This is a genomic window from Mycobacterium sp. UM_Kg27 (assembly GCF_000972905.1).
GTDB lineage: Bacteria > Actinomycetota > Actinomycetes > Mycobacteriales > Mycobacteriaceae > Mycobacterium.
Map to the genome: position 1 here is coordinate 1 of NZ_JRMM01000228.1, position 3,264 is coordinate 3,264.

At 69.9% G+C, this 3,264-nt stretch carries 4 protein-coding genes; all 4 read left to right on the forward strand.

The window, feature by feature from the left end; translation table 11 throughout:
• Positions 1-632, forward strand: a 632-nt coding sequence (gene uppS / locus LI94_RS20650) for a (2Z,6E)-farnesyl diphosphate synthase (protein WP_046302396.1), incomplete at its 5' end; no start/stop codon positions are given.
• Between the two features lie 6 nt (positions 633-638).
• Positions 639-2,006 (forward strand): hypothetical protein, encoded by a 1,368-nt coding sequence (locus LI94_RS20655; protein WP_125078715.1) that lies wholly within the window; start codon positions 639-641, stop codon positions 2,004-2,006.
• Between the two features lie 98 nt (positions 2,007-2,104).
• Positions 2,105-2,512 (forward strand): hypothetical protein, encoded by a 408-nt coding sequence (locus LI94_RS20660; protein WP_046302397.1) that lies wholly within the window; start codon positions 2,105-2,107, stop codon positions 2,510-2,512.
• 54 nt (positions 2,513-2,566) lie between these two features.
• The gene (locus tag LI94_RS20665; RefSeq protein ID WP_046302398.1) at positions 2,567-3,169 is read left to right on the forward strand and encodes a DUF732 domain-containing protein; all 603 of its coding nucleotides are present in this window, start codon (positions 2,567-2,569) and stop codon (positions 3,167-3,169) included.
• The last annotated feature ends 95 nt before the right edge of the window (positions 3,170-3,264 follow it).

A 3,264-nucleotide genomic window follows, 5' to 3' on the forward strand; every position in this document is an offset into this window, starting at 1 on the left:
GCTACCGGATGGGCGCGGCCAAGATCGCCGAGATGCTGCGCTGGTGCGCCGACGCGGGCATCGAGATGGCCACCGTCTACCTGCTGTCCACCGAGAACCTGCAGCGCGACCCCGCCGAACTGGCTGCCCTCATCGAGATCATCACCGACGTGGTGGAGGAGATCTGCGCGCCCGCGAACCGATGGAGCGTTCGCACCGTCGGCGACCTGGCGCTGCTGGGCGAAGAACCAGCTCGTCGACTGCGTGAGGCGGTAGAGAGCACCGCGTGCAACGACGGCGGTGCCTCGCGCCTGCACGTCAATGTCGCCGTGGGCTACGGCGGCCGGCAAGAGATCGTCGACGCGGTGCGTGGCCTGCTCGGCAAGCAGCTGGCCAACGGCGCCACGGCCGAGGAACTGGTGGACGCGGTGACTGTCGAGGGCATCTCGGAGAACCTCTACACCTCGGGCCAGCCCGACCCGGACCTGGTGATTCGCACCTCCGGGGAACAGCGGCTGTCCGGCTTCTTGCTGTGGCAGAGCGCCTACTCGGAGATGTGGTTCACTGAGGCGCACTGGCCGGCGTTTCGTCGGGTCGACTTCCTGCGAGCGCTGCGCGACTACAGCGTGCGGCACCGGAGATTTGGACAGTAGCGATCCGTGGTTGTGTTGTCGGCGCTGGTCTTCACCCTGAGTTGGTGGCTCGGGATGTATCTGTTGGCGCGCGACCCGCGCAAACCGGTGCTGGTGCTGGCCGCGGTCGGGTTGTGCGGCTTTGCTGCCGTGGTGGCCGCCGACGCGATCCGTGCGGTGTGGCATCCGGTGCTGCTCGGGCGGGTAGAGATCTACCTGGCGGTGGTTCCCGGGGTGGCCTGGTTCGCGGTGCTGTTGGAGCTGGCCCGGCCGTGTGATCGCTGGACCGGCCGCGCGCGCGACGTGACGTTCATCGGCGTGGTTGCGGCTGCGGCACTGATCGGAGCGACCTGGGCCGGCAGCGTCGAAGGCCCGCCGGGGCCCGGTCACTGGCTGCTGTTCGTGGTGATCTCGGTGTCGACCTTGGCGGCGATGGTCAAGGCACTGATCCGGCCCGCGCAGCCCGGTTCGGTGCTGGGGGTGGCTGCGGTCGCGACGCTGTTCTTCGCCTTGGCCAATGCGATCTTGATCATCCCGCTGGGCGTGGTGCCCAGTGGGATCGCACTGGCCAGCACCGGTGTCGACGTGCTGCTGCTGGGCCTGGCGGTGGCGCTCTGGGACGCCTTCGACGAGGGGCAGGCACTGCGGCTGGACATGCTGCGGTCGTTTCTTGCCTGCGTCGCGATGGCGGCATTGCTGGGTGGGCAGGCGCTGATCGGTTTGTGGTTGACCCGGCCCGAGCCAGTGGCGCAGACCGCGCTGACGGTGCTGCTGTTCACCACGATCGCGGTGGGGATCGAGGTCCAGGTGTTCGTCGATCGGCTGGCCGGGTTGTGGGACCGGCTGGCGTTCTGGCGCTCCCCGGCGTTGCGCGCCGATCGCGCGGTGTTGCGCGGCACCGAGGCGGCGCTGGCCCTGCGCTCGACCGGGCCGCTCGACGACCTCGACGAGGAGACCTTCGTCCGGCTGACCCGCCGGGCGTTGGGGCATTACGGGGACCTGTCGAAGCTTGTCGCCAGCCCCTTGACCGCGTTACCGGTCATCGACGAGCGATTGGCCGCCCGCGGCGCGCCCGATGCGCCGCTGGAACGAGCCAACGAACTCAAGGCTCTGCTGGCCGACCGGATCGCCGCGCTAAAGCCGCGTGACTGCGGCGAGTTCGGCACCACCGAACAGTGGCGGCACTACAACGCCCTGTATTTCCCTTACGTGGTCGGTGTGCGTGCCTACGCGCAGAACGCCACCGCGGCCGGACTGGACCCCACCGCCCGCCAGGCCTGGCAGTGGCTGGTCACCGAGGTGCCGCAGCGTTCGCTGCACAACTGGCAGAACGCCGGGGCCCGGGTGATCGCCGCCGACCTGCGCGGCCGGATGACGGTGTCGCCGGCTCTCTGACCTGCGTTTGGCAGTGCTTGGCAGTGCCACGGGTCGATGTGGCAGCGGTTGCGCCGGAAGGTCGAGGGTGTCCGCACCACACCCGAAGGGATTTCCTCATGACCGCCATCACCACCCCGGTCTTGTCCGACTCGACCGACTCGTTGTTGCGCTTCGCGCTTCGCGCCGACGCCGCCATCACCGGAACCATCGGCTTGGCCGGTGTGTTCGCCGCTCGCCCCATGGCAGCCCTGGAGGGCCTCACAGTGGCTCACGAATACGCGTTGGCCGCCTTCTGCATCCTCTATGGCGTCGTGGTCTATTTCCTGTCCGCGCTGCCGGACCTGCGTCGCGCCGGTATCGGCGTGATCGCCGCCAATGTGGCATGCACCATTGCCGCTATCGGAGTGGTCGAGGCCGGCGTGCTGCCGCTGACCGGAATCGGCGTGGTGGCGATGCTGGCGAGCGCGGTCTACACGGCGTTCTTCGCGGTGATGCAGTACCGCGGGCTGCGCCGCCTGGGCTGAGACGCAGCCCACTCAACGTGTCGCCGCGGCCGTCACCGTCTACAGTTCTGTCCCATGAAGTGGCGGCTGGCGGCGACGACGCTGATCCCCGGAATCCTGATCTACGCCGCGGCGCCGGCACAGGCCGACGAGAAGAGCTACCTCAGTTACCTTGAGTCGCACGGCTTCAAGTATCAGAACAGTCCCGGGCTGACCACCCCGTCCGGTGCGGTGCAGTTCGGCAAGATCATCTGCGAGAACCTGCGGAAGGGTCGCCCGGCCAAGGACCGGTTCGGCACGAAGGTTGTCGACGGTGTCACCAAGGTCATGATCGACGGGGCGCAACGCGAGATGTGCCCGGATACCTTGGCGCCCGCCGCCAACCCGACGCCGGCCGTGCCGCCGCCGGGTGCCGGCGAACCGCCGCCGCCAGGGTCTGAGGTTCCGCCGCCGGCCGACCCGCCACCTCCGGGTTTCCCACCGCCGCCGGGTTTCCCGCCACCTCCGGGTTTCCCACCGCCGCCGGACTTCCCGCCGCCGCCCGGTTTCCCGCCCCCTCCGGGTTTCCTACCGCCGCCCGAGCCCGGACCCGCACCCGCAGGCGAGCTGCCACCACCGCCGGCGGAGCCGGCGCCCCCGCCAGGGCAGCCGCAGCCGGGCACCGCTACGCAGCCCTAGCGTTGCGCAGACGGCGGCGACCCGCTGCGCCCGGCTCCGCCGCGCTTGCGATCGCCGTGCAGACGGCGGCGACCCGCTGCGCCCGGCTCCGCCGC